Annotated in this window: 23 protein-coding genes and 1 pseudogene; 13 read left to right on the forward strand and 11 right to left on the reverse strand. The window is 70.4% G+C overall.

Annotated elements, in window-relative coordinates:
- Window positions 1-102: 102 nt before the first annotated feature.
- Complete coding sequence (locus ABZT04_RS25985) at window positions 103-2616, forward strand: DUF3516 domain-containing protein (RefSeq protein WP_356059379.1); 2514 nt, start codon at window positions 103-105, stop codon at window positions 2614-2616.
- A gap of 19 nt (window positions 2617-2635) precedes the next feature.
- A complete protein-coding gene (locus ABZT04_RS25990) occupies window positions 2636-3502 on the forward strand; it encodes an acyl-CoA thioesterase II (protein WP_356059380.1) in 867 nt (288 codons plus the stop codon).
- Between the two features lie 36 nt (window positions 3503-3538).
- Here the strand turns inward: ABZT04_RS25990 and ABZT04_RS25995 are convergent, their stop codons facing one another.
- Together ABZT04_RS25995 and ABZT04_RS26000 are read right to left on the reverse strand one after the other, a co-directional pair.
- Window positions 3539-4432: a DUF6397 family protein gene (locus ABZT04_RS25995; protein ID WP_356059381.1), complete on the reverse strand. Its 894-nt coding sequence runs from the start codon at window positions 4430-4432 to the stop codon at window positions 3539-3541.
- A 126-nt stretch (window positions 4433-4558) separates the two neighbouring features.
- Entirely contained in the window at window positions 4559-4972 is a 414-nt protein-coding gene (locus ABZT04_RS26000) for a roadblock/LC7 domain-containing protein (protein WP_019062680.1), read from the reverse strand.
- A gap of 93 nt (window positions 4973-5065) precedes the next feature.
- On the opposite strand from ABZT04_RS26000, the pseudogene ABZT04_RS26005 reads away from it, so the two are divergent.
- Window positions 5066-5275: pseudogene (locus tag ABZT04_RS26005) on the forward strand (pyridoxamine 5'-phosphate oxidase family protein); the annotation flags it as partial.
- 11 nt (window positions 5276-5286) lie between these two features.
- Here the strand turns inward: ABZT04_RS26005 and ABZT04_RS26010 are convergent.
- The 5 genes from ABZT04_RS26010 to ABZT04_RS26030 all read right to left on the reverse strand — a co-directional run bounded on the left by ABZT04_RS26010 (window position 5287) and on the right by ABZT04_RS26030 (window position 10310).
- Entirely contained in the window at window positions 5287-5892 is a 606-nt protein-coding gene (locus ABZT04_RS26010) for an ATP/GTP-binding protein (protein ID WP_356059382.1), read from the reverse strand.
- A gap of 182 nt (window positions 5893-6074) precedes the next feature.
- Entirely contained in the window at window positions 6075-6488 is a 414-nt protein-coding gene (locus tag ABZT04_RS26015; RefSeq protein WP_356059383.1) for a DUF742 domain-containing protein, read from the reverse strand.
- A 22-nt stretch (window positions 6489-6510) separates the two neighbouring features.
- Window positions 6511-6948 (reverse strand): roadblock/LC7 domain-containing protein, encoded by a 438-nt coding sequence (locus ABZT04_RS26020; RefSeq protein WP_356059384.1) that lies wholly within the window; start codon window positions 6946-6948, stop codon window positions 6511-6513.
- The gene (locus tag ABZT04_RS26025; RefSeq protein WP_356059385.1) at window positions 6945-9470 is read right to left on the reverse strand and encodes a nitrate- and nitrite sensing domain-containing protein; all 2526 of its coding nucleotides are present in this window, start codon (window positions 9468-9470) and stop codon (window positions 6945-6947) included. Before ABZT04_RS26025 ends, ABZT04_RS26020 begins: the two co-directional genes overlap by 4 nt.
- A gap of 66 nt (window positions 9471-9536) precedes the next feature.
- Entirely contained in the window at window positions 9537-10310 is a 774-nt protein-coding gene (locus ABZT04_RS26030) for an MHYT domain-containing protein (protein WP_356059386.1), read from the reverse strand.
- Between the two features lie 152 nt (window positions 10311-10462).
- Between ABZT04_RS26030 and ABZT04_RS26035 the strand changes: the two genes are divergently transcribed.
- From ABZT04_RS26035 to ABZT04_RS26045, 3 genes are all read left to right on the forward strand, one after another.
- On the forward strand, window positions 10463-11062 hold the full coding sequence (locus ABZT04_RS26035; RefSeq protein WP_356059387.1) for a class I SAM-dependent methyltransferase: 600 nt from the start codon (window positions 10463-10465) through the stop codon (window positions 11060-11062).
- 241 nt (window positions 11063-11303) lie between these two features.
- Entirely contained in the window at window positions 11304-11600 is a 297-nt protein-coding gene (locus ABZT04_RS26040; protein WP_356059388.1) for a hypothetical protein, read from the forward strand.
- A 135-nt stretch (window positions 11601-11735) separates the two neighbouring features.
- Window positions 11736-12707, forward strand: coding sequence for a hypothetical protein (locus ABZT04_RS26045; protein WP_356059389.1), 972 nt, complete (start codon window positions 11736-11738; stop codon window positions 12705-12707).
- A 100-nt stretch (window positions 12708-12807) separates the two neighbouring features.
- Here the strand turns inward: ABZT04_RS26045 and ABZT04_RS26050 are convergent, their stop codons facing one another.
- Both ABZT04_RS26050 and ABZT04_RS26055 read right to left on the reverse strand, forming a co-directional pair.
- Complete coding sequence (locus ABZT04_RS26050; protein WP_356059390.1) at window positions 12808-12990, reverse strand: hypothetical protein; 183 nt, start codon at window positions 12988-12990, stop codon at window positions 12808-12810.
- Between the two features lie 172 nt (window positions 12991-13162).
- Window positions 13163-14218, reverse strand: a complete 1056-nt coding sequence (locus ABZT04_RS26055; protein WP_356059391.1) for an acyl-CoA desaturase — start codon at window positions 14216-14218, stop codon at window positions 13163-13165.
- Between the two features lie 379 nt (window positions 14219-14597).
- On the opposite strand from ABZT04_RS26055, the gene rox reads away from it, so the two are divergent.
- Together rox and ABZT04_RS26065 are read left to right on the forward strand one after the other, a co-directional pair.
- A complete protein-coding gene (rox, locus tag ABZT04_RS26060; RefSeq protein ID WP_356059409.1) occupies window positions 14598-16022 on the forward strand; it encodes a rifampin monooxygenase in 1425 nt (474 codons plus the stop codon).
- Between the two features lie 210 nt (window positions 16023-16232).
- A complete protein-coding gene (locus ABZT04_RS26065) occupies window positions 16233-17579 on the forward strand; it encodes an esterase-like activity of phytase family protein (protein ID WP_356059392.1) in 1347 nt (448 codons plus the stop codon).
- A gap of 23 nt (window positions 17580-17602) precedes the next feature.
- Here the strand turns inward: ABZT04_RS26065 and ABZT04_RS26070 are convergent, their stop codons facing one another.
- On the reverse strand, window positions 17603-17854 hold the full coding sequence (locus ABZT04_RS26070; protein WP_356059393.1) for a PT domain-containing protein: 252 nt from the start codon (window positions 17852-17854) through the stop codon (window positions 17603-17605).
- A gap of 383 nt (window positions 17855-18237) precedes the next feature.
- Window positions 18238-19404, reverse strand: coding sequence for a xylose isomerase (gene xylA / locus ABZT04_RS26075; protein WP_356059394.1), 1167 nt, complete (start codon window positions 19402-19404; stop codon window positions 18238-18240).
- 133 nt (window positions 19405-19537) lie between these two features.
- Between xylA and xylB the strand changes: the two genes are divergently transcribed.
- From xylB to ABZT04_RS26100, 5 genes are all read left to right on the forward strand, one after another.
- Window positions 19538-20983 (forward strand): xylulokinase, encoded by a 1446-nt coding sequence (gene xylB, locus ABZT04_RS26080; RefSeq protein WP_356059395.1) that lies wholly within the window; start codon window positions 19538-19540, stop codon window positions 20981-20983.
- Window positions 20984-21044: 61 nt separating this feature from the next.
- Window positions 21045-22277, forward strand: coding sequence for an ROK family transcriptional regulator (locus tag ABZT04_RS26085; protein ID WP_356059396.1), 1233 nt, complete (start codon window positions 21045-21047; stop codon window positions 22275-22277).
- Between the two features lie 177 nt (window positions 22278-22454).
- Window positions 22455-23939: an APC family permease gene (locus ABZT04_RS26090; protein ID WP_356059397.1), complete on the forward strand. Its 1485-nt coding sequence runs from the start codon at window positions 22455-22457 to the stop codon at window positions 23937-23939.
- Window positions 23936-24949: an acetamidase/formamidase family protein gene (locus tag ABZT04_RS26095; protein ID WP_200676965.1), complete on the forward strand. Its 1014-nt coding sequence runs from the start codon at window positions 23936-23938 to the stop codon at window positions 24947-24949. The genes ABZT04_RS26090 and ABZT04_RS26095 overlap by 4 nt, the downstream gene beginning before the upstream one ends.
- Window positions 24950-24967: 18 nt before the next feature.
- A complete protein-coding gene (locus ABZT04_RS26100) occupies window positions 24968-25567 on the forward strand; it encodes an N-acetylmuramoyl-L-alanine amidase (protein ID WP_356059398.1) in 600 nt (199 codons plus the stop codon).
- The last annotated feature ends 143 nt before the right edge of the window (window positions 25568-25710 follow it).

Consider the following 25710-nt stretch of genomic DNA (forward strand, 5'->3'; position numbering starts at 1 on the left):
CCGTTCGCCCTGACACCGCGTCGGCGGCACAGCGTATCGGTAGCGATCTTCGTCCCCGCAGCCGATTCCCCCATCGGCCGGGACGCCAGGCAAGATGGGGTCGTGACCCTCATCGACCAGTTGCCGCCGACCGCAGATCCCGACGCCCTCTACGAAGCCTTCGAGTCGTGGGCCCAGGAGCGCGGTCTCACGCTCTACCCCCACCAGGAGGAGGCGCTGATCGAGGTGGTCTCCGGTGCGAACGTGATCGTGTCGACGCCCACCGGCTCCGGCAAGAGCATGATCGCCGCCGGCGCGCACTTCGCCGCGCTGGCCCGGGACGAGGTCACCTTCTACACCGCCCCGATCAAGGCGCTGGTCTCGGAGAAGTTCTTCGAGCTGTGCAAGATGTTCGGCACCGAGAACGTCGGCATGTTGACCGGCGACGCGTCCGTCAACGCCGACGCGCCCGTCATCTGCTGCACCGCGGAAGTCCTCGCGTCGATCGCGCTGCGCGACGGCAAGCACGCGGACGTCGGCCAGGTCGTGATGGACGAGTTCCACTTCTACGCGGAGGCGGACCGCGGCTGGGCCTGGCAGATCCCGATCCTGGAACTGCCGCAGGCGCAGTTCATCCTGATGTCGGCCACGCTCGGCGATGTCGCGATGTTCGAGAAGGACCTCACCCGGCGCACCGGGCGCCCCACTTCGGTTGTCCGCTCGGCGACGCGGCCGGTGCCGCTGTCCTACGAGTACAAACTGACCCCGCTCACCGAGACGCTGACAGAACTGCTGGAGACCAAGCAGGCGCCGGTCTACATCGTGCACTTCACTCAGGCACAGGCCGTGGAGCGGGCGCAGGCGCTGATGAGCATCAACATGTGCACGCGCGAGGAGAAGGACCAGATCGCCGATCTGATCGGCAACTTCCGCTTCACCACCAAGTTCGGCCGCAATCTCTCCCGTTACGTGCGGCACGGCATCGGTGTGCACCACGCCGGCATGCTGCCCAAGTACCGGCGTCTGGTGGAGAAGCTCGCGCAGGCGGGCCTGTTGAAGGTCATCTGCGGTACGGACACGCTCGGCGTGGGCGTCAACGTGCCCATCCGCACGGTGCTGTTCACCGCCCTGGCCAAGTACGACGGCATCCGGGTACGCACACTGCGCGCCCGTGAGTTCCACCAGATCGCGGGCCGCGCCGGGCGCGCCGGCTTCGACACCGCGGGACTGGTGGTCGCCCAGGCCCCGGAACATGTCGTGGAGAACGAGAAGGCGCTCGCCAAGGCGGGCGACGACCCGAAGAAGCGCCGGAAGGTAGTCCGCAAGAAGGCGCCCGAGGGCTTCGTCGGGTGGTCGGACAGCACCTTCGAGAAGCTCATCGGCTCCGAGCCGGAGCCGTTGACCTCGCGCTTCCGGGTCACGCACACGATGCTGCTGTCGGTGATCGCGCGTCCCGGCAACGCCTTCGACGCGATGCGGCATCTCCTGGAGGACAACCACGAGCCGCGCAAGCAGCAGTTGCGCCACATCCGGCGCGCGATCGCAATCTACCGCTCGCTCCTGGACGGCGGCATCGTCGAGAAGCTCGACACTCCCGACGCCGAGGGCCGCATCGTGCGTCTCACGGTCGACCTCCAGCAGGACTTCGCGCTCAACCAGCCGCTGTCGACGTTCGCGCTCGCCGCGTTCGAGCTGCTGGACCCCGAATCGCCGTCGTACGCGCTGGACATGGTGTCCGTCGTAGAGTCCACGCTGGACGACCCGCGGCAGATCCTGGCCGCCCAGCAGAACAAGGCGCGCGGCGAGGCCGTGGCCGCGATGAAGGCGGACGGCGTCGAGTACGAGGACCGCATGGAGCGCCTCCAGGACGTCAGCTACCCCAAGCCGCTGGAGGAGCTGCTCTTCCACGCGTACAACACGTACCGCAAGAGCCACCCGTGGGTCGGCGACCACCCGCTGTCGCCGAAGTCCGTGATCCGTGACATGTACGAACGGGCCATGTCCTTCACGGAGTTGACCTCGTACTACGAGCTGGCCCGCACCGAGGGCATCGTGCTGCGCTACCTCGCCGGCGCCTACAAGGCCCTCGACCACACCGTCCCGGACGACCTCAAGTCCGAGGACCTGGAGGATCTGATCGCCTGGCTCGGCGAGATGGTGCGCCAGGTCGACTCCAGTCTGCTGGACGAGTGGGAGCAGTTGGCCAACCCGGCGGAGATGACCGCCGAAGAGGCCCAGGAGAAGGCCGACCAGGTCAAGCCGGTCACCGCGAACGCGCGTGCCTTCCGGGTCCTGGTACGCAACGCGATGTTCCGCCGCGTGGAGCTCGCCGCCCTCGACCATGTCGAGGAGTTGGGCGAGTTGGACGCCGAGGCGGGCTGGGACGCGGATGCCTGGGGCGAGGCGATGGACAAGTACTGGGACGAGTACGAGGACCTCGGCACCGGCCCCGACGCCCGCGGACCCAAGCTGCTGCTCATCGAGGAGGAGCCGCAGCACAACCTGTGGCGCGTTCGGCAGATTTTCGCCGACCCGAACGGCGATCATGACTGGGGCATCAGCGCGGAGATCGATCTCGCGGCCTCCGACGCGGAGGGCCGTGCGGTCGTCCGCGTCACCGACGTCGGCCAGCTCTGAGCACAGGAGAATCCCACCCATGACGAACCCGGCGGAGCGGCTTGTCGACCTGCTCGACCTGGAGCAGATCGAGGTCAACATCTTCCGTGGCCGCAGCCCGCAGGAGTCCCTGCAGCGGGTCTTCGGCGGCCAGGTCGCGGGCCAGGCGCTGGTCGCCGCGGGACGCACCGTGGAGGACGACCGGCCGGTGCACTCGCTGCACGCGTACTTCCTGCGCCCGGGGCGGCCGGGCGTGCCGATCGTGTACCAGGTCGAGCGGGTGCGGGACGGGCGGTCGTTCACCACCCGTCGGGTCACCGCTGTGCAGCAGGGCCGCACGATCTTCAATCTGACCGCCTCCTTCCACAAGCCTGAGCAAGGTCCTTTCGAGCACCAACTGCCGCCGGCGCGTGAGGTCCCGGACCCGGAGTCCCTGCCGACGGTGTCGGAGGAGGTCCGGGCCCATCTGGGCGCGCTGCCCGAGCAGTTGGAGCGGATGGCACGCCGTCAGCCCTTCGACATCCGGTACGCCGACGGGCTGCGCTGGAGCGCCGAGGAGATCAAGGGCGCCGAGCCGCGCAGCGCGGTGTGGATGCGCGCGGTCGGTCCGCTCGGCGACGATCCGCTGGTGCACACCTGCGCGCTGACGTACGCCAGCGACATGACGCTCCTGGATGCCGTCCGCATCCCGGTCGAGCCCCTGTGGGGGCCGCGGAACTTCGACATGGCGTCGCTGGACCACGCCATGTGGTTCCACCGGCCGTTCCGCGCGGACGAGTGGTTCCTGTACGACCAGGAGTCCCCCATCGCGACGGGCGGCCTCGGTCTGGCCCGCGGCCGGATCTACGATCTGGAGGGACGCCTGCTCGTCTCGGTCGTCCAGGAAGGGCTGTTCAGAGCGCTGTAGTCATGGCTCCGCAGCCGATGCGAGAGCCGCCGTACGTCACACGTTTCTGCGGCGCAGCCAGCCCAGCACACGTCGTGATCGCTCGGGTTCCCGTACCCGCTCCGGCAGTTGTCCGCTCGGGGCCGGCGGTGGTGCGGCCGGTTCGGAGGCGGGCCGTGGTGCGGGGCGGTGGCGGCGCGCCTCGTCCAGCACCTGGGCCAGATCCGCCCGCAGCCAGCAGATCTCGTCCGGGTCGTCCGCCGTCATGATCCGCTCGGCGAGGTGGGCGGCGGGCGAGCCCGGGGCGCCGTGGGCGGGCGGGGCGGGCCGGAACCGGTTCAGGTGGGCGCGCTCGTAGGGGTCCTGGACGATTTCCGCGATCTGGAGCGGGTCGAGCAGAGCGGACAGGGCACCGGCGCGCTCCCACGGGCCGTCGGCCTCGCGGAGCAGGAAGCCCAGATGGCGTCCGCGCCAGTTGCGGGGCCGCAGGTCCAGGCCCGCGTGGAGTTGGTCCCGCAGTCCTTCGGGTGTACGGCCGTTCAGTAGTCGGGTGTGGTTCTTATCGGTGGCGAACTGCCGTAGTTCTTCGGCGAGATAGAGCCAGACCACGGCCCGATAGCGATTCAGATAAAACTTCACCGGCACCACCAGTCCCAGCCGGGCGAGGCGGGTGAACCTGGCGGAGCTGACCTCCATGAGGGCCGCGCCGTCCGTGGTGCCCACGGTCCTGACGCTCTCCATGAGTGATTCCGGGAACCCCTCCGCCGAGCGCAGTCGGTCGATCTCGGCGCGGGCGACGCTTCGGCCGCCGCCCCCTTCGTCCGGCACGGTACGGATGCGTCCGAGGTGTACGGCGAGGTCGAACTCGCCTCGCTTGAGCCCCAGTTCTCGTGCCGCGCGACTCGGTGTGCACGAGACGTCTGACGGTGTGGTGATGGTGTTGCCTGCCATGGTCGATCTCCCCCGCGGAGTTCACTGCTCACGCTGTGTGCGCTCGCGATGAACAAACCGTAACCGGTTCGGCGGATCTCGTGGCGAGCCTGTGGATAACTCCATGAGAGCAGGAGAACCCGCAGGTCAGAGGTCTGTGACGGGGGTCCGCTCGGGCTGTCGGGCGTCCACGCCGAGGTGCTCGCCGACGCGGTTGACGAGGAGCGTCATCTCGTAGGCGATCTGGCCGATGTCGGCGTCCGCGCCGCTGAGGACGCACAGACAGCTCCCGCTGCCCGCTGCGGTGACGAACAGCACGGCGTCGTCGAACTCGATCATGGTCTGCCGCACCCCGCCCGCGCCGAAGTGGCGTCCCGAGCCCTTGGCCAGGCTGTGCAGTCCGGACGAGACGGCGGCGAGATGTTCCGCGTCCTCACGACGCAGTCCCGTGCTCGCGCCCGTCACCAGGCCGTCGTTGGACAGGACCAGAGCGTGCCGTACGTGCTCGACACGCTCGGTCAGATCGTCCAGCAGCCAGCTCAGCCCCTGGTTCTGCGCCATGTTCCGGCCTCCCCGTGTCGCGTCTCCCCCTGGCCGGAGGATCTCCCGCCAGACTTCACCACCTCGGTCGCCGGGGGCAAGGAGGACAGGGACCTGGCGCAGAAGTTGACCGACGAACAACGGCGGGCGTTCGTCCCGCACGGCACGCGCACCGGCGCGCTGTCGGTCGTCCGCGCCGATGGGGGCCCTCACGCCGCCCCGATCCGATTTCTGCCGGACGGGAACGACGTGGCGTACGACACCGCGAAGAGAACGGCAAAAGGACGCAATCCGGCCCGTGATGGGAGAGTCGCCCTCGGAGTGAGGACTCCAGGTCAGCCCACGGAGTCGAGCATGCGGGCGGTGTGCATCCGCCCGGCGTACTCGACGAGCCGGATCAGCACCTCCTTCCCCGAGTCGCGGTCCCGGGCGTCGCAGAGGACCACCGGCGTTCCCTGGTCGAGGTCCAGCGCGCGGCAGACGTCACGGGCGCCGTAACTCCGGGCGCCGGCGAAGCAGTTGACGGCCACCACGAAGGGGATGTGCCGGTGCTCGAAGTAGTCGACCGCGGGGAAGCAGTCCTCAAGCCGCCGGGTGTCCGCGAGGACCACGGCTCCCAGAGCGCCCTGCGAGAGTTCGTCCCACAGGAACCAGAAGCGGTCCTGGCCCGGTGTGCCGAACAGGTAGAGGGAGAGGCCGGACCTGATGGTGATGCGACCGAAGTCCATGGCGACGGTCGTCGTGACCTTCTGGTCCACACCGTCGGTGTCGTCCACCAACTGACCGGCCTCGCTGAGCAGTTCCTCGGTGCGCAGCGGCCTGATCTCGCTGACCGCGCCCACCATGGTGGTCTTGCCCACGCCGAATCCACCGGCGACCAGGATCTTCAATGCCAGGGCGGGCGTCTCGCCGCCTTCGGCATCGGAGTGCTCGGAGACCATCGATCACTTCTCTCGGGAGTGCCGGCAACGCTCGACGTCCGTAGGTGTGCATCCTGACAAGTCCGGCCTCGCCCTGGGCAGTTGTACCGGTATTTGCCCGATGTGACAGCCTCGCGCCCGTTCGGTGCGCGAAAGGGTGCACAAGGCGGTGCCGTAGTCGTTCGAGTGGTTCTGAAGTTTCGTCACAGTGCCCGAAGCCCTTCGATCACCTCGCGCAGAATCCGTTCGTCGGGTAGCTGCGCGGGCGGCACCGGGCGGCTGACGGTGACGCAACCGAGTTCCAGGAGGTCGCCGAGGAGCACCCTGACCACTCCCAGGGGAAGGTCCGCTCCGGCGGCGAGTTCGGCGACGGACTGCGTTTCCGTGCGGCACAGGTCGATGAGGGCCCGGTGTTCGGGCCCGAGCCCGGTGTCGTCGTCGAAACCGGGCGCGCCCGCGTCCAGGGTGACGAGCGCGATCAGGTCGAAACGCACTCCCGTAGGGCCTGGTTTGGTACGTCCGCCCGTCATGGCGTAGGGGCGGACGAGAGGCCCGGCTTCCTGGTCGTACCACTGGCTGCCCGGCTCTTGCTGGGCGCCGGTCATGTCTTCGGTCATCTGGGTGGACCGCTTTCTCGCCTCATCCGGCGGCGGGCGGCCGCGCACCGACGCGCGGCGGCGTGTAGAGGTGCTCGCCGACGCGCTTGACCAGCCGTGCCATCTCGTACGCCACCAGGCCTATGTCGGCGGTCACGGCGGTGAGGACGGCGAGGCAGGAGCCGTCTCCGGCGGCTGCCACGAACAGGAATCCGTCGTCCATCTCGACCATGGTCTGCCGGACTCCTCCGGCGCCGAAGTGGCGTCCGGCGCCCTTGGCCAGGCTGTTGAATCCGGAGGCGACGGCGGCGAGGTGTTCCGCGTCCTCACGGTCGAGGTCGGTCGACGCGCCAATGGCGAGACCGTCGTTGGACAGCACCACGGCGTGCCGTACTTCGCCCACGCGCAGCACCAAGTCGTCCAGCAGCCAGTCGAGTTCGCCGGACCGTTGGGCGGTCCTCATGCTCGGGTCCTGGATCACGCGGGGTCTCCTTCGCTGCTGTCGCTGCCCGTTGCGGGCCCTGGGGTGGCACTGCGGCCGGGGTGCCTGCCACCGCCGCGCGTCCAGCCCTCGCGGTAGGCCGCCATCCGGTCCCTCACGACCTCCGGGGTGCGGTGTTCGTCGCGTGGGGCTGCCGGTGCCTGTTCCCGTACCTGGGCGGGCTGTTCGCGGAGCTGGGGGGCGAGGTTCGCCTGGCGTACCCGGCGCGGGAGGTCGTCGCTGTCTTCGGTCCCTTCGGTGTCCTCGGGAGGACGGTGCAGTCGCAAGGTGGTCACTCCGGGGGGCGGGGTGTCGTTCGCCGGTTCCGCAGCGGCCCGTGCGGGGGCCGCCAGGGCGGGCCGGTCCGCCGACGCCGGGACGGGCTCCTGGTGCTGGGAGGCCGAGGGCACGCGCGCGTACTCGCGTTCCACGGCCCGCTCCCCGTCCTCCACCGCCGCGCGGGGAGCACGTTCCGACGCACCGCCGTGCAGCAGTGCCTTCGGCAGCAGTACGACCGCGGTCGTCCCCCCGTAGGGCGAGGTCCGCAGGTGCACCTTGATGCCGTGGCGGGCGGCGAGCCTGCTGACCACGAAGAGGCCGAGCCGGTCGCTGTCGAAGAGGTCGAGGGTCTCGGACTGTTCGATGCGGCGGTTCGCCTCGCCCAGGGACTCCTTGCCCATGCCCAGTCCCCGGTCCTCGACCTCGACGGCATAGCCGTTGCCGACGGGTTCGCCGGTGACCCGCACGCGCGTGTGCGGAGGCGAGAACTGGGCGGCGTTCTCCACGATCTCGGCGAGCAGATGCGTGAGGTCGGCGACGGCCGTGCCGACCACGGCGGCCTCGGGGAGTTGGCGCACCTCCACGCGCGCGTAGTCCTCGACCTCGGAGACGGCGGCGCGGACGACGTTGGTCAGGGAGACCGGCATGCGCCACGCTCGCCCCGGTGCCGCCCCGGAAAGGATGATCAGGCTCTCCGCGTGCCGCCGCATCCGGGTGGTGAGGTGGTCGAGGCGGAACAGGTCGCTGAGTTCGTTCGGGTCCTCGGAGCGGCGCTCCATGCTGTCCAGAAGGCTGAGTTGACGGTGCACCAGGACCTGGCTGCGGCGGGCGAGGTTGACGAAGACCCCGGAGATGCCGCTGGCGAGTTCGGCGCGTTCGACGGCGGCCCGCAGCGCGGCGCGGTGCACGGTGCCCAGGGCCTCGGCCACCTGTCCGGTCTCGTCCTCCGCGGGCGGTCCCGGCGGAGCCTCCGCCCTGATGTCGATGACCTCCCCCGCGCGCAGTCTCCGCATGGCTTCGGGGAGTTTGTGGCGGGCGATCCCCAGGGCGTCGTTGCGCAGACTCACCAGTTCGACGACGAGACCCCGTCCGATGCGGACCGAGATGACGAGCGACGCGACGACGGCGGCGAGGCCGAGCAGGACCGCCGCACCGGCCGGTGTGAGCAGCCCGCGGGTGAACGGATCGGCGCGGTCCGCGACACCGCTGCCCGCGTCGGCCTCGATGGCGCGCATCCCGTCCTGCACGCGTGCGTGAGCGTTGTTCCAGGTGGTCTCCGAAGCCGCGGCGATCGCCCGGGAACCGGAGCCTGCGGCGAGGGCCCTGTCCTCGATGCCGCCGACCGCCGTATAGGCGCTGGTGTCGGCGAGTTTCTGCCAGGCGTCGTGTTCGGAGCCGCGCAGATCGGCGACCGCGGAGTCGGTGAGGGTGCGACGGGTGTCGACGGCGCCGGTGAACAGCCTCAGGCGCTCCCCGTCGAGGCTGCCGTCGAGGCGGGCGGCGGCGAGCACCACGTCCTCCTGGGACAGCGACTCGCCGGCCCGGGAGAATTCGAGCAGCACGCGCGCGTCGGATCCGAGTTCGGCGTCCTGGATGCCGGTGAGCGCCCCGCCGACGGCGAAGGCCGACGAGATGGTCTTCGTGTACTGCCCGTACGTCTCGTCCCATCCCGCGCGGTGGCCGAGCACATCGGCCCGCAGCGGCCGCAGTTGCTCGACTCCGGTGACGAAGGTCTTCAGGCGTCCGGCAACTCCGGCCGGCAGTTCCTCGCCTTCGGCGACCGTGCTGTCGTCACCGAGCCGCAACCGGGCGACCGCCCGGTCTGTGTTCGCCGCCAACTGCTTCAGGTCGCCGCTCGGCTCGGCACCGGGATCGACGGCATGGCGCACGGCGGCCGACCGCTCAGCCTGGAGCGCGGCGACGGCCACCGCGACGGGGGTGCGCACCGTGGAGTCCACCCGCTGCAACTGCCGCAGCCTGGCGACGTCCTGGGCGGTGCTGACAGTGGCGTACGCCCACAGGGCGAGCAGGGAGACGACCGGCACCATCAGGAGGCAGACGATCTTGGCTCGTACGGTGCGCGGACGTATCCCCCATCGTCCCGCGCGCGGGGGCATGTCCTCCGGCGACGGGTCGAGGGGCTCGTCGAAGAGTTCGTCGGCTGGTGGTCCGGCGTGCGCGCGACGACCGCGTACGGGCGGCGTCTCAGCGCCGGCTCTCGGGGTCCTACGGGGGGTACGCATGGCCTCCTCGCTCGGAAGTGGTTCGGGGGCGTGTCGTGCGGGCCGTGACTGGTCCGGGGCCGACCGCTAGCGGGCGACGCTCTCGACCGGTCGCTGGGCGGAGGCGGTCGCCTCACGTTCTCCCGTCGTCGGTGACAGTGCGACGTACGCCGAGGTCAGGAACAGGTAGGACCCGAGGCCTACGGCGAGGGGGAAGATGAACTGCATCGCGGTGGCCCCGGGCAGGGCCACGCCGGACGGGGTGACGTGCACGCGCACGGCGAACATGCCCGTGTAGTGCATGCTCGTGACGGCCGCCCCCATGACGAGCGAGGCGACGGTCACCGCGATGGGCGACTTGATGTTGAGGCCCGCCCACAGGGCCGCGGTCGCCGCGACGACGGCGATGAGGACGGAGAGTCCGACGAGCAGCGGGTCGTAGCTCACGGCACCGTGCAGGTGCATCGCCGCCATGCCCAGGTAGTGCATGCTCGCGACGCCCAGTCCGGTCGTGAGGCCGCCCATGAGGAGCGCGCGGGTCCGGTCACGGCCGTAGCCGACCGCGAAGACGCCCGCGCAGACGACGACCATGGCGACGAGGAGGCTGAGCACGGTGAGCGGCACGTCGTAGCGGATGTCGGTGCCGGTGACTCCGAAGCCGAGCATGGCCACGAAGTGCATGGTCCAGATGCCGGTGCCGATCGCGGAGGCCGCGGTGATGAGCCAGTTGCGGCGCGACCGCCCGGTGGCGCCGAGCGCGCGGACGGTGCAGCGCAGGCCGAGTGCGGCGCCCATACAGGCCATCACGTATGACAGCACGGGGGTCAGCCAGCCGAAGGTGGCGTGGTCCAGGTGTCCCATGACCAGGGGACGCTAGTGGGGGCATGGGCGCACAAAGGGGGCGCATTTCGAAAGGTGTTGAAATATGACGCAGAGAGGTGCGTGAACGACCGCGTCACGTTCGAACGTGTGCGCCGAGGCGTCGTCCGTGTCGGTGAGGGATCATGCGGTGCATGAGCGACGACCACACACACGTCCAGGAATTCTTCGGCGCGCGCGCAGCCGACTGGGACAGCCGCTTCCCGGACGACGGCCCCGCCTACGCCGCCGCGGTCGCCGAACTCGCGTTGCGCGCGGGAGACCGTGTGCTCGACGCGGGCTGCGGGACGGGGCGCGCGCTGACGCCGCTCCGTGCGGCCGTGGGGCCGTCGGGAGTGGTGGTCGGGGCCGATCTGACCCCGGCCATGCTGGAGGCCGCCGTGAGGGCAGGACGGGGCCGCGAGGGGTGCCTGCTGCTCGCCGACGTGGCCGCGCTGCCGTTGCGTTCGGAGTCGCTCGACGCCGTGTTCGCGGCGGGCCTGATCGCACATCTGCCTCAACCGGAGCTGAATCTGCGGGAGTTGGCGCGTGTGGTGCGTCCCGGCGGCACGCTGGCCCTGTTCCACCCGATCGGCCGGGCCGCCCTCGCGGCGCGTCAGGGGCGGCAGATCACCCCGGACGACCTGCGCGCGGAGCCCAATCTCCGTCCGCTGCTGGCCAATTCGGGGTGGCGCATGACCTCGTACGCGGACGAGGACGCCCGCTTCCTGGCACTGGCCGTGCGCGTGGCCTGACCCGCTCGCGGGTCACACGTTTCCCGCGACCGCCGCCACGAAGGCGTCGGGGGAACCCGCGAGCTTCTTCTACGACGGTGACAGGCCGCCGGATGCCGAGGAGTTGGACGATCCCCGCGCGGACCGCTGGAGGCGCTTCACCGCACCTTCCCCCTTATGTCGCCGCAACTCCAACTCTACGTTGGGTAGCAGTAGATGGACGGTCGGCGACAGAAAACCACGCAGGGGGAAGGTGGTCAGCATGTTCGACAGGCCCCGTAAGACCTTCGCCAGATTTCTCACCTCCACGCGCGCGGAGGCGGACACGGGCCCGGAACGACGCCCGCACAATTTGTTCGAGGCCGCGGCCGTCTATGTCTCGGCCCGCGCGGAGGACGACCAGGACCGGATCGAGGAGGCCTCGGGCTGGGTGTCGCCGGAGGCGCTGTCCTTCGGGGTGAGCGAGTTGGCGTGCCGGGCCGTTGTGGCGCTCGCCAGGGAGCGTGACGAGTCACCGCGGACGGTGGCCCGTGCCCTTCTTGGGCTCCCCGCGGCCTGACACTTCGGGTTACCGGCGGTCATTTCGCCCTGTCCAGACGGAAAACTGCAGCTCCGGGTGTACTTGGGAGTCGTGACAAGCGGCTTCCGCGCACACTAGGGTGCGCGCGGTTGGACGAACGATGGGGAGGCTGGGATGGCCGACACGGACGAAGAGGCCGTCGCCGCCGAGGACGATGCGCTCTATGTGCTCACGGCGGTGCTGCTGACGCCGGCGAAGTTCCCGAGTGTGCTGGGCGACGACTATTCGGAGGCCTGCGCGGCGCTCGGTCTGGCGCCGCTAGCCGACGGGTACGGCCTGGTGCTCGGCCAGGACGGTGACGGCGCGCGGTGGACGGTCGTGATCGACGACGTGTCGCTGGTCGCGGTGGCCATCGCGTCCTGGGACTGCGGCATGGAGTACGACCTGTCGCCGAGCGAGCGCACGGTGGTCGCGGCTCTGCCGGGCTGGCCGCTCGCGGTCGCCGTCGCGGCCCCCAACGTGCCCGCGCCGCACGATCCGGACCCCGATCTCGTGGACCGGCCGCCGCTGGCGCCGCCCGACACCACCACCTGGGGTCCGGCGCAGCGGCGGCTGGGTGCCGACGAGATCGCGCTGCAGTGGGCTCTGTGGCGGGAGCAGATCGACGACTCGGTCTTCGCGGCTCAGGACGGGGCCAGCGACACGTCCAAGGCGGACAAGGCCACCTCCGAGGAAGACACCGGCGCCGACGAGGAGACCGCCGCCGACACGGAGACCGAGGTGGACTCGGAGACTGCGGCTGAGGTGGAGACCGAGGCGGACGGGTCGTCGTCGGACGACGTCTCGTCGGACAGCACCGCGGAAGGCACGCAGGCTGGCCACAGCGGGATCCGGCGGGTGTTGACGGAGCTCCGCACGTATGTGGACACCCCGCCGCCCCTCGGCCGCGTCAGATCGTCCTTCGCGCCGGGCGAGGCGCGGACGCTGCGCGCCGACGGCCCCGGTTGGTCGATGGTGGCCCGGACCGACGACATCGCGTTCGTCCTGCTCGACGAGGAGCCCGGCGAGGTGCTGCCCGTTGGCCGGGGCCCGGAGCTACCCGGTCTGCTGGAAGCGCTCGACAAAATGGCCGTACGGCCGAGTTGAGCGCCGGACGCCGTTCGCGGGACTGCTGTCGGCAGTCCCGCGAACGGCGCTGTGCTCTGCTCCTGTGTGCCGGACGGGAACGCAGCGGGTCATCCGTGCGTCAGCGGCCGATCTCCTTGCCCGCGACACGCCGCAGCCGACGCCGCTGCGAGGAGTCCAGGGTGAGATACGCGGCCGTCGGCACTCCCACGACGATCAGGAATGAGACCCACCAGGGCAGCCAGAACAACAGGATCAGTCCGACCGCCACACCTCCTACGGCGATCTTCGCGTTCTTCGACATGTGTCGCCTCCTCCGCGGCCGCAGCCGCTCTCTGATCTGAAAACGGCTCCGCGCTTCCCACAGTTCCGGATCGCGACCCTGAGACATCCCTGAGGCGCTTCCCCTACTGGTACCCGACCACCGGTGCCCGGCCGTCGGCCGGTCCGTCACGCGCCGGGTTCCGCCTGCTCCGTCACTCCGTCCTCAGCGGCTCTCCCACCTCGTGGAGGTGTCGCAGGGCCTGCCGGTAGGAGTCCACGAGGCCGGTCTCCACGAAGGGGATACCCACATCCTGACAGTGGGCGCGCACAAACGGCTGCGCGAGCCGCAGATTGGGCCGCGGCATGCTCGGGAAGAGGTGGTGTTCGATCTGGTAGTTGAGGCCGCCGAGGAACCAGTCGGTCAGGGCGCCGCCGCGGATGTTGCGCGAGGTGAGCACCTGGCGGCGGAGATGCCCCCATCGCTCACCATCGGGGTCGGGCATCTCCATGCCCTTGTGGTTGGGCGCGAAGGCCAGGCCGAGGTGCAGGCCGAACAGTGCCTGGTGCAGCGCGGCGAACGCGAGCGCCTTCCCCGGGGACATCGAGGTCAGCAGCAGCGTCGCGTAGGCCACGACGTGGCTCACCAGAAGGGCGCCTTCAAGGGCCCGCTCTCCACGGGGCTGTCGCCGCAGATCCTGGAAACCGTGCACCTTGAGGGCGATGCCTTCGAGCAGGGTGAGCGGGAAGAACAGCCAGGCCTGGTTGCGTGTGAGCCAGCGCCGGAATCCCGAACGGACCTTGGCCTGCTCGCCGGTGAAGACGAGGATGTCGGCGACCACGTCCGGGTCCTTGTCGATGTGGTTGGGGTTGGCGTGGTGGCGGTTGTGCTTGTCGTTCCACCAGGAGTAGCTCATTCCCAGCAGCAGGTTGCCGTGGATCAGGCCGATGACGCGGTTGGCGGCCCGGTTGCCCGCGATCTGTGAGTGGCCGGCGTCATGGCCTATGAACGCGGTCCGGGCGCCGAACACGGCCAGCAACGGGGCGAGGAGCAGGCTCAGCCAGGAGTCCCCGATCAGGACGATGCCGGTAACGATCCCGGCCAGCGCGAGGGCGTTGACCGAGACGCAGAGTGCGTACCAGGCCCGTCGGCGCTCCAGCAGTCCTCTGCCCTTGACCGTGCGCAGGAGGGGCGCGAACTCGCTTCCTGGGGGCGCCGCGACGGCGTCTCCCGGGCCAGGTGCGCCGATGACTGCGGTGATCTGGGACATGTCCGGTCTCCGGCTCTCTCAGGTGACGAGGTGACCTGAGCAAACGTACGAATCGGTGACCGGTCGCGACCATGGCGGCACCCCCCGTGTCCGTACGGGGGTCAGCCGGGTCCCTACAGGGGGGTTGACGACACCCGCGCGAACCCGCTCCCGGAGCATCGGCCCTGAGGAGGAGAAGCACCCGGAAAAAGACGATGGCAAGGAGGTCGTCCACTCCTTGCCACACCCAAGGTATAGCGCAGCGGGGGGCTTGCGGCAAGCCCCGGGTCGTCCTCCAAAATGGCCGACCGAGGCCAGGACCTGCGGAAACGCGAGCTTCGTGAAGCACAGTCACGCGGAGCGGCCGGCCGGAAACCAATCTCGTTGGATGGGCGTTCTGATGATTGACGTGATCGTGGTCGGCGGCGGGCCGACCGGTTTGATGCTCTCTTGCGAGTTGCGGCTGCACGGCGTTCGCGTGGTCGTGCTGGAGAAGCTGACCGAACCGACCGGGGAGTCGCGCGGGCAGGGTCTACACACGCGCAGTGTCGAGATCATGGACCAGCGCGGCCTGCTCGACCGGTTCCTCGCCGTCAGTGAGACGTTCCAGGCCGGCGGTCTCTTCGGCGGCATCGTGAAGCCGTGGCCGGAGGGGATGGACACGGCTCATCCGTACGGCGTCGCCACCCCGCAGCCGGTCACCGAGCGGTTGCTCCACGAGCGCGCGGTCGAACTCGGGGCCGAGATCCGACGCGGGTGCGAAGTCGTCGGGTTGAGCCAGACCGAGGACGGCGTGACCGTCGAACTCGCGGACGGCACGCACGTGCGCTCGCGCTACCTCGTCGGCTGCGACGGCGGCCGCAGTGCGGTGCGCAAGCTGATCGGCGTGGGCTTTCCCGGTGAGCCCGCGACCGTCGAGACACTGCTGGGGGAAATGGAGGTGACCGAGGATCCCGCGACGATCGCCGCCGCCGTCGAGGAGGTCCGCAAGACCCAACTGCGGTTCGGCGTCAGCCCCGGCGAGAACGGCGTGTATCGCGTTGTCGTGCCCGCCGACAGCGTGGCCGAGGACCGGGCGACCGCGCCGACCCTCGACGAGTTCAAGCAGCGGTTGCGGGCCGTCGCGGGCACCGACTTCGGCGCGCACTCGCCACGCTGGCTGTCGCGGTTCGGTGACGCCACCCGGCAGGCCGAGCGCTACCGCGTCGACCGGGTCCTGCTGGCCGGCGACGCCGCGCACATCCATCCGCCGACCGGCGGGCAGGGGCTCAACCTCGGTGTGCAGGACGCGTTCAACCTCGGCTGGAAGCTGGCCGCCGCGGTCAACGGCTGGGCTCCGGAAGGGCTGTTGGACAGCTATCACACCGAACGGCATCCGGTGGGCTCCCGGGTCATCGACAACACGCGCGCGCAGATCGCACTCCTGGGGACCGATCCGGGCGCGACCGCACTACGGGAGCTGTTCTCCACGCTGATGGACTTCGAGGACGTGAACCGTTACGTGACGGGGATGATCACAGCGGTCGGGATCCGCTACGACTTCGGCGAGGGACACGAACTCCTGGGCCGACGCCTACGGGACGTGAAGCTGAAAGAAGGTCGCCTCTACGAGGTGATGCACGGCGGGCGCGGACTGCTGCTCGACCAGACCGGCCGACTCTCGGTGTCGGGCTGGGCGGATCGCGTCGACCGTGTCGTCTACGTCGGCGAGGACTTGGACGTACCCGCGGTGCTCCTTCGTCCGGACGGCCACGTGGCCTGGGTCGGTGACGACCAGGAGGACCTGCTAGGCGAGTTGCCCAAGTGGTTCGGTGCCACGCACTGAGCGCCGAACAGCCCTCCTGGGCGGTCGATCGGTGCCGGGTGGAAGCGAAGGTTGGCGTTTCTCGCAACGGAACAGGGCTCCCTGGGTGGCCGGGGATGCCGCGCCTGCCCGACGAGCGGCCGACACGCTCGATTCACCCGGCGGTCGACCGAAGTTCCCCACTGGGCCCAACTCTGGCCGCTGTCAACGAATTTGTCCTCAGGAGGCCCGATGTCCCCGCACGCCCCCTTCCGGCGCCGTGTCCGTCGTTCTGTCGCGGTAGGTGCTCCGCTGGCCGTGGTGGTCGCCCTCGTGGCTGCCGGTACGGCTGCCGGAGCCCCCGCCGGGAGCCAGGCCGCTCATGTCACGCGCACGGCGGCGCTCGGCGACCTCCCACTCGGCGCGTTCAGCAACGCGCTACTGCCCGGGACGGTGGACAACGACCGGGGAGTGAACCTCGGCGGCATCGGCAGCGACATCTACCCGGCCGGCCGCAACGGCGAGTACTGGACCGTCACCGACCGCGGGCCCAATGGCCAGATCAAAGTGAGCGGGACGAAGCTCCGTACGTTCCCGGTGCCCGGTTTCGACCCGGCGATCGTGAAAATCCGCGCCTCCGGGGACACCATCAAGGTCCTGGACGCCATCCCGATCACCACGTCCTCCGGGAAGGGCGTCACCGGGCTGTCGAACCAGCAGGGGCGCGACGAGGCGCCGTACTCCTACGACGCGCAGACGGCGCTGTCGTACAACCCGAACGGGCTGGACACGGAGGGCATCGTGCGCGCCGGGGACGGGTCGTTCTGGCTCGTCGACGAGTACGGGCCCTCCCTGGTGCACGTCTCCGCACGCGGGAAGGTGCTCACGCGGTACGTGCCCAAGGGGCTGCACCTGACCGGAGCCGACTACCCGGTGGTGGAAGCGCTGCCGGCCGTCCTGCTGCACCGGAAGATCAACCGGGGCTTCGAGGGGCTCGCCCAACTGCCCGGCGGCGACCTGGTGATGGCCCTGCAGAGCCCGCTGTCGCTGCCGGACGGGGATGCCGGGGAGGCGTCGCTCAACACCCGCCTGCTGCGCTTCTCGACGAAGAAGAGGGCGGTCACGGCGGAGTACGCGTACCGGTTCGACCCGGTGAACGTGGTCGACCCCAGTGAGGACGACACCTCGGAGCTCAAGATCTCCGCAGTGGTCGCCGTGGGTGGCGACCGACTGCTCGTAGAGGAGCGGACCGACAAGGCGGCCCGGCTCCAACTGGTCGAGCTGGGGCGCAAGTCGAACATCCTCGGCGGCCCCTACGACGACGACACGACGTCCCCGTCGCTGGAGCAGCTCGACGACCCGGCGGCCTCGGGTGTGCCGGTGTTGGCCAAGAAGCTGGTCGTCGACCTGGGGACCGTCTCCGGGGTGCCGCAGAAGGTCGAGGGCGTCGCGCGCGTGGACCACGACACACTCGCCCTGATCAATGACAACGACTTCGGGATGACGGACGGCGCGGGCGCGTTCGACGCGCAGGGGCCGTTGGTCGACAGCGGTATCAAGACGACCCTGGTGTACCTGAAGCTGCCGCACGGCATCTGAGGGCCCCGTCGACTCTTGGGCAGTCAGCCGAACAGGGAGGGAAGCAGTGACTCGATGTCGCTGGGAACCTCGCTCGGCAGGTCCGAGGGGAGGTTCGACGGAAGCGCCGTCGGAAGCTTGGTCGGCAGGCTGCTGGGGAGTTTCGTCGGGAGGGTGAGGGACGGGCTCCGGCTCGTGCTCGAACTGCTCCCGGCGGGCGCCTTCTTGTCCGGTGAGTCATGTCCCCCGGAGGCCATCAGCGCGACGGCGACGACGGCCCCGACGAGCACGATCACGGCTAGCAGGACGAACAGCGGGCGGGGGCGCCTGCGCGGAGGCGGTCCATAGCCCCCGTAGTCGCCTCCCGCGTCCCCGTAACCCCCGCCCGAGTCCCCGTAGCCCCCTCCCGATGCGCTGCCGAAGCCTTCGGGAGGTGGTCCGAAGCCACCTCCCTGAGGCGGAGTGGCGCCCGGTGGGCCGGGCGGTCGGGGCGGTACGGGCGGCATGGCCATACCGTCCAGAGTCGCCTCGTAGCGGTCATGACGCGACCCCCGCGCGGTGGTTGATACGGACTCATGCCATGGATCGCATGATTCCGGAGCATTCCGCGCGAGGGCCGGTCACCCACGGGCACTCACGAAAACCGATGGGCTCGTGAGTGCCGCACGCGTGCGTGCGGTCAGCCGCGGGCCCCCAGGAGGTGGTCCATGGCGAGCTGGTCGAGCTGCTCGAAGGCCATCCCGCGCTTGGCGGCCGCCTCCACGTCGAAGTCCTCGAACGCCGAACGGTCCGCGAGCAGCGCCTTGAGGCCGTCGGCCGCGGTCTGCTGCGCCAGTTCGTCCAGACGCGAGGCGCGCAGCGCCTCCTGGACCACCGGGTCGGCGCGGAAGGCGGCCGAACGCTCCTTCAGGATCAGGTAGTTGCGCATGCAGCCGGCCGCCGACGCCCACACACCGTCGAGGTCCTCGGTGCGCGGCGGCTTGAAGTCGAAGTGCTTCGGGCCGGCGTAACCGGCGCTCTCCAGGAGGTCCACCAGCCAGAAGGCGGCACGCAGGTCGCCGTTGCCGAAGCGCAGGTCCTGGTCGTACTTGATGCCGGACTGGCCGTTGAGGTCGATGTGGAAGAGCTTGCCCGCCCACAGGGCCTGGGCGATGCCGTGCGGAAAGTTGAGCCCGGCCATCTGCTCGTGGCCGACCTCGGGGTTGACGCCGTAGAGCTCCGGGCGCTCCAGGCGCTCGATGAACGCCAGAGCGTGGCCGACGGTGGGGAGCAGGATGTCGCCGCGGGGCTCGTTCGGCTTGGGCTCGATCGCGAACTTCAGGTTGTAGCCCTGTTCGGTGACGTACTCGCCGAGGAGGTCGAAGGCCTCCTTCATGCGGTCGAGGGCGACGCGTACGTCCTTGGCGGCGCCGGACTCGGCGCCCTCGCGGCCGCCCCAGGCGACGTAGGTCTCGGCGCCCAGCTCGACCGCGAGGTCGATGTTGCGGATCGTCTTGCGCAGGGCGTAGCGGCGCACGTCGCGGTCGTTGGCGGTGAACGCGCCGTCCTTGAAGACCGGGTGCGTGAAGAGGTTGGTGGTCGCCATCGGCACCTTCATGCCGGTCGTGTCGAGGGCCTCGCGGAAGCGCTTGATGTGCGACTCGCGCTCGGTGTCCGAGGACCCGAAGGGGATCAGGTCGTCGTCGTGGAAGGTCACACCGTGGGCGCCCAGCTCGGACAGGCGCTGCACCGTCTCGACCGGGTCGAGGGCACGGCGGGTGGCGTCGCCGAACGGGTCCCTTCCCTGCCAGCCGACGGTCCACAGGCCGAAGGTGAACCTGTCCTCGGGGGTGGGCTGGTAGTTCATGACGCGGCTCCCTTGTTGCTTCGCTCCGACTATTTCGTCATGGCGGTTTACAAATTAGTATGCCGGAGCGTCTCTGGGAAGGGACAATGTGTCTCCGGGCGGAGACGCATGCCGCACACAAGGGAGAAACCCGATGTCAGCAGCCGAGGGTCCGCTCGTCGTCGGCGTGGATTCGTCCACCCAGTCCACCAAGGCACTGGTCGTCGACGTGTCCACCGGACGGATCGTCGCGAGTGGTCAGGCGCCCCACACCGTCTCCTCTGGGGCGGGCCGCGAGAGCGATCCCCGTCAGTGGTGGGACGCCCTGTGCGAGGCCCTGCGCCAGTGCGGGGACGCGGCCCACGAGGCGGCCGCCGTGTCGATCGGCGGTCAGCAGCACGGCCTGGTCACCCTGGACGCGCAGGGCGAGCCGGTCCGCCCGGCCCTGTTGTGGAACGACGTGCGTTCGGCGCCGCAGGCCCGCCGTCTGATCGAGGACCTGGGCGGCCCGAAGGCCTGGGCGGAGCGCACCGGCAGCGTGCCCGGTGCCTCCTTCACGGTCACGAAGTGGGCCTGGCTCGCCGAGCACGAGCCGGAGGCGGTGCGGGCCACGGCGGCCGTACGTCTCCCTCACGACTACCTCACCGAGCGGCTCACCGGGCAGGGCACCACCGACCGCGGCGACGCCTCCGGCACCGGCTGGTGGGCCTCGGGCACCGAGTCGTACGACGAGGAGATCCTCGGGCACGTGGGGCTCGACCCGGCGCTGCTGCCCCGGGTGGTGCGGCCCGGCGAAGTGGCCGGGACCGTGCGGGACCGCCACGATCTGCCGTTCTCCAAGGGCACCCTGGTCGCTCCCGGCACCGGCGACAACGCGGCCGCCGCACTGGGCCTCGGGCTGCGCCCCGGCGTGCCCGTGCTCAGCCTCGGCACCTCGGGCACGGTGTACGCGGTGTCGAAGCACCGCCCCGCCGACCCCTCCGGCACGGTGGCGGGCTTCGCCGACGCGCACGGCGACTGGCTGCCCCTGGCCTGCACCCTGAACTGCACCCTCGCCGTGGACCGGATCGCGGCCCTGCTGGGCCTGGACCGGGAAGCGGTGGAACCGGGCACCTCGGTCACCCTGCTCCCGTACCTGGACGGCGAGCGCACCCCGAACCTGCCCAACGCCTCCGGCCTGCTGCACGGCCTGCGCCACGACACCACCGGCGGCCAGCTCCTCCAGGCCGCCTACGACGGTGCCGTGCACGCCCTGCTGGGCGCGCTCGACCTGGTCCTCGACGAGGACGCGGACCGGACCACACCGCTGCTGCTGATCGGCGGGGGCGCGCGGGGCACGGCCTGGCAGGAGACGGTACGGCGGCTGTCGGGGCGTCCGGTCCAGGTGCCCGAGGCGAAGGAACTGGTCGCGCTCGGCGCCGCCGCGCAGGCCGCGGGCGTGCTGACCGGCGAGGACCCGGCGGCGGTGGCCCGCCGCTGGAACACGGCCGCCGGGCCCGTGCTGGACGCCGTGGAGCGGGACGAGACGACGTTCGCCAGGATCTCCGGGGTACTCTCCGACGCGGCTCCGCTGCTCGAACGGGGGACGGACGCCCGCTGACGCACCGGCCGACGGGGGACGGACGCCCGTTGACGCACACCGATCGAGGATTGACGGAGGCATGACCGCACCGCTGCACGAGGCGCACCCCGCCGGGCCCGGGCGTTCCCTGCCCGACACCCAGCAGGGCATGCGCCGCCGCAATCTCGCCCGGGTGATGCACACGGTGAGCGCCGAGGGTCCGCTCTCGCGCGCGGCCGTCGCCTCGCGCATCGGGCTGACCCGGGCGGCGGTGTCGACGCTGGTGGACGAACTGATCCGGTCGGGCCTCCTCGAAGAGCTGGGCCCCGAGCGGCCCGGTCGGGTGGGCCGGCCCGGATCGGCGCTCGCCGTCAGCGGGCGCGGTCCGGCCGGGATCGGCGCGGAGATCGGGGTCGACCATCTCGCTGTCTGCGCGGTCGATCTGCGCGGCGAGATACGGGCCCGGGCGGTACGGCACGGCGTGAACCGCGGCCGCTCCCCCGAACCCGTACTCGCCGAACTCACCGCGCTGGTACGGCAGGTCGTCGCCGAAGCGGACGCGGAGGGTCTGTGGCCGGCCGGCCTCGCGGTCGCCGTGCCCGGTCTGGTGGCCCGCGACGGCCGCACCGTCGTCCGCGCCCCGAACCTCGACTGGCACGACACGGATCTCGGCGCCCTGCTGTCCCCCGAACTCCCGCCCACCGTCGACAACGAGGCCAACTTCGGCGGGCTCGCCGAACTCTGGCTGGGCGAGACCACCCCGCGTGACTTCCTGCATGTGTCGGCCGAGATCGGCATCGGCGCCGCGGTCGTGGTGGACGGCGGGCTACTGCGCGGAACCCGGGGATTCGCGGGCGAGTTGGGGCATGTGCCGGTGCGTCCGGACGGGCCGGAGTGCGCGTGCGGCGGGCGCGGCTGTCTCGAACAGTACGCGGGTGAGGAGGCGGTGCTGCGCGCCGCCGGTCTGGAGCCCGGCGCGGACCGGGTCGGGCTGCTCGCGACCCGTGCGGCCGACGGCGACGAGGCGGTACGAGGTGCCCTGCACGATGCCGGTACGGCGCTCGGCATCGCGCTGACCGGCGCGGTCAACCTGCTCGATCCGCGACTGGTGGTGCTGGGCGGCGCGCTGTCCGGGCTCGCGCCCTGGCTTCTGCCGTCGCTGGAGGCCGAGTTGGCGCGCCGCACGACGGGTCCCGCCTGCCCGGTGTCGGTGTCGCGGCTGGGGCCCGAGGGCCCGCTGCTGGGCGCCGCGCACTCGGTGGTGCGGGCCGTGCTCGACGATCCGGCTTCGGTGGCCGAGCGGGCTGTGGACATCGTGGCCGAACAGGCCTGAACCACAGCCGACTTCACTCGTCCGGGTGGCCGGGTTGTCCACAGTTCCGCCGTAGTCCACGGGAGCACGCCACGCCCTACTGCCCAACCCGCAAGCGCCGTACCGTGATTCACGCGAGGCGCAGCCGTCGTGTCGTGAGGACGGCGGGCGTGGACGGGTGGACAAGGGGGGATTCACGTGTCGGGGGAGACGGTTCAGGGGCTGCGGCAGGACGCCGTCGGGCTGCGTGAGGTGCTGTTCCAGAGCATCACGGCGATGGCGCCGGCCGCCGCGGTCGCCGCGTCGATCCCGTCGGGCGCGGCCTTCGCGGGCGGCAGTCTGCCGCTGTCGGTGCTGATCGCGCTGGTGGCCTGCCTGTTCACCGCGTCGTGCGTCGCCGAGTTGGCCAGGGAACTGCCCGCCGCCGGCTCGGTCGCCACCTACGCGGCACAGGGACTGCATCCTGCCGTCGGCTTCCTCGTGGGCTGGGGCTATGTCTTCGTCGAGGCCCTGGTCCCGCCGCTGCTGCTCCTGCAACTCGGCTTCACGACGGCGGGCACCCTGCATCAGGAGTGGCCCTCGTATCCGGAGAACCTGTGGTGGCCGTGGGCGCTCGCGGGCGCCGCGGTCATCGCCGTGGCGGGCTGGTTCGGAGTGCGCGCCTCGGCCCGCTTCGGCACGGTCCTCGGGGTCTTCGAGATCCTGGTCTTCCTGGTGTTCGCCGTGTGGCTGATCGGCAAGGCGGGTGGGCACAACACGCTCTCGGTGTTCGGCACTTCGCACACGGCCGAGGACTACTCGGGTCTCGGTGGCGTCTTCGCCGGCTCGGTCTACACGGTCCTCGCGTTCGCCGGCTTCGAGGCCGCCGCGCCGCTCGCCGAGGAGACTCGCGACCCGCGCCGGACGATGCACCGCGCGGTGCTCGGCGCGGCCCTGGGGATCGGCCTGTTCTACGTACTGACGACGTACGCCATGACGGTGTACTTCGGGCCGGACCGCTTCAGCGGTTTCGGGGCCTCCGGCGCGGCGTCCTGGGAGGGGGTGGCACGCGCGTCGTTCGGGCTGTTCTGGGTGCTGGTGTTCCTGGCCGTGGTCAACTCCACGATCGCCAACGCCAACGCGTGCGCCACCGTCTCGACGCGCACGGCCTTCGCCCTGGCCCGCATCCGGGTGCTCCCCCGCGTACTCGCCACCCTGCACCCGCGCCACCGCTCCCCCATGGCGGGAATCGCCGTGCAGACCGTCGTCGCGGTGGGGGCCGTGCTGGGTCTCGGCTTCGGCTACGACCCGGTGACCGCGTTCCTTCTGCTGGCCACGGTGATCGTCACTGTCGTCATCGGCGTCTACATCGTCGTGAACCTGGCCTGTGCGGGCTACTTCCTGCGCCGCAGGCGCGAGTTGCTGAAGCCGGTACGCCACCTGCTGGTCCCGCTGCTCGGGATCGTCGCGTTCGTCCCCGCCCTGCTCACCGCGGCGGGCCTCCCGGTCTTCGACTTCGTGACCGAGCTGACCGCTCCCGTGTCGTACGCCGGACCGGTCGTCGGCGTATGGATGGCGGCCGGGGTCGTGGTCCTGCTCGTTCTGCTACGACGCCATCCCGAGCGAATAGCCGAGACCGCCCGTGTCCATCTCGACGAATCCGCCTCCACCGGCCTTGCGCAGAACGGAGCAGTACAGCCATGAACGACCCCCGGATCCTGACGGTGCGGCCCGAACCGGGCGAGTACGCCTGGACGTTCGGCGGTGCCCCGCCCGTGGCACGAATCGCGCCCGGCACGGTTCTCGACCTGTACACGGAGGACTGCTTCGCCGGACGGGTGCGCTCCGAGAAGGACCTTGTGTCCGAGGTGTGCGAGTTCCCGTTCCTCAACCCGCAGACCGGTCCCTTCCACGTGGAGGGCGCGGAACCGGGCGACACGGTCGCCGTGCACTTCGTGTCGATCGAACCGGCCCGGGACTGGGCCGCCTCCACCACCGTCCCCCTCTTCGGCGCGCTCACCTCGACACACACCACGGCGACGCTGCAGCCGCCGCTCCCGGAGACCGTGTGGATCTGGCAGTTGGACCGGACGCGCCGCACGGCGTTGTTCCGCGCCCGGGACAGTGACATCGAGGTCGAGCTGCCCCTCGACCCGATGCACGGCACGGTGGGCGTGGCACCGGCCAACCTGGAGGTGCGGTCCGCGCTGGTGCCCGACGCGCACGGCGGGAACATGGACACGCCCGAAATGCGGGCCGGGGTCACCTGCTATCTCGGGGTGAACGTGGAGGGCGCGCTGCTCAGCCTCGGCGACGGACACGCCCGGCAGGGTGAGGGCGAGACGTGTGGGGTCGCCGTCGAGTGCGCGATGAACACCGTGGTGATCGTGGAGCTGCTCAAGGGTGTGGCCACGCCCTGGCCGCGCATCGAGTCGGACACCCACATCATCTCGACGGGTTCGGCACGCCCCTTGGAGGACGCGTTCCGGATCTCCCAGCTCGATCTGGTCCGATGGCTGGTGCGCGACTACGGGTTCAGTGAGCTGGACGCCTACCAATTCGCGACCCAGGCGGTGGAGTCGCCGTTGGCCAATGTGTGCGACACCAACTACACCTGCGTGGCCAAGATCCGCAAAGAGTGGCTGCCCGCGCGCGAGACTCACCGTGGGCTGCACGCGCGTCTGCGTGAGACCGCGGCAGCGCTCCTCCACTGAACCGAAAGGCAACCGACCATGGAACGGTCAAGACCGCTCCCGAGCAGGCGATGGCTGCTGAAGGGCGCCGCCCTCGCCGCCGTCCCCTACGCGTTACTCCCCGCCCCGCAGGCCGACGCACAGGCCCAGGCCGTCGACTACCCGTCGGCGGAGTGGCAGCCGGCGAGCACCTCCAACTACACGGCGTCCAACCGCCCCACGGCCTATCCCGTCGACTACGTGATCATCCACGTCACACAGGAGACGTACGCCGACACCCTGTCCATCTTCCAGAACCCGAAGAAGAAGGTCTCCGCGCACTACCTCGTGCGCTCGGCCGACGGGCATGTGGCCCAGTGCGTCCGGGAGGCCAATGTCGCCTGGCACGCGGGGAACTGGGACTACAACACCCGCAGCATCGGTATCGAGCACGAGGGCTGGGTGGATCAGCCCGCGTACTTCACCGACGCCCTCTACGAGCAGTCGGCCAAACTCACGGCGGCGCTCTGCACGAAGTACGGCCTCCCCAAGGACCGGGCGCACATCATCGGGCACTACGAGGTGCCGGGTACGGACCACACCGATCCCGGACCGAACTGGGACTGGACTCGCTACATAAGGATGGTCAATTTCGCCTGATCCTGGCCCGGCCGGGCGCGGTGGACATCGTTCGGGTCCTCCCGGTCGAAACGGTTGTCCGTACCCTCCCCCGGAGTGACGATGTCCGCAGGCGTTCCACCGCCGTACCGCGGGTGTGCCACCGCTGTGCCGCGGTATTCGCG

Origin of the sequence: Streptomyces sp. NPDC005492 (assembly GCF_040605995.1) — a bacterium.
GTDB lineage: Bacteria > Actinomycetota > Actinomycetes > Streptomycetales > Streptomycetaceae > Streptomyces.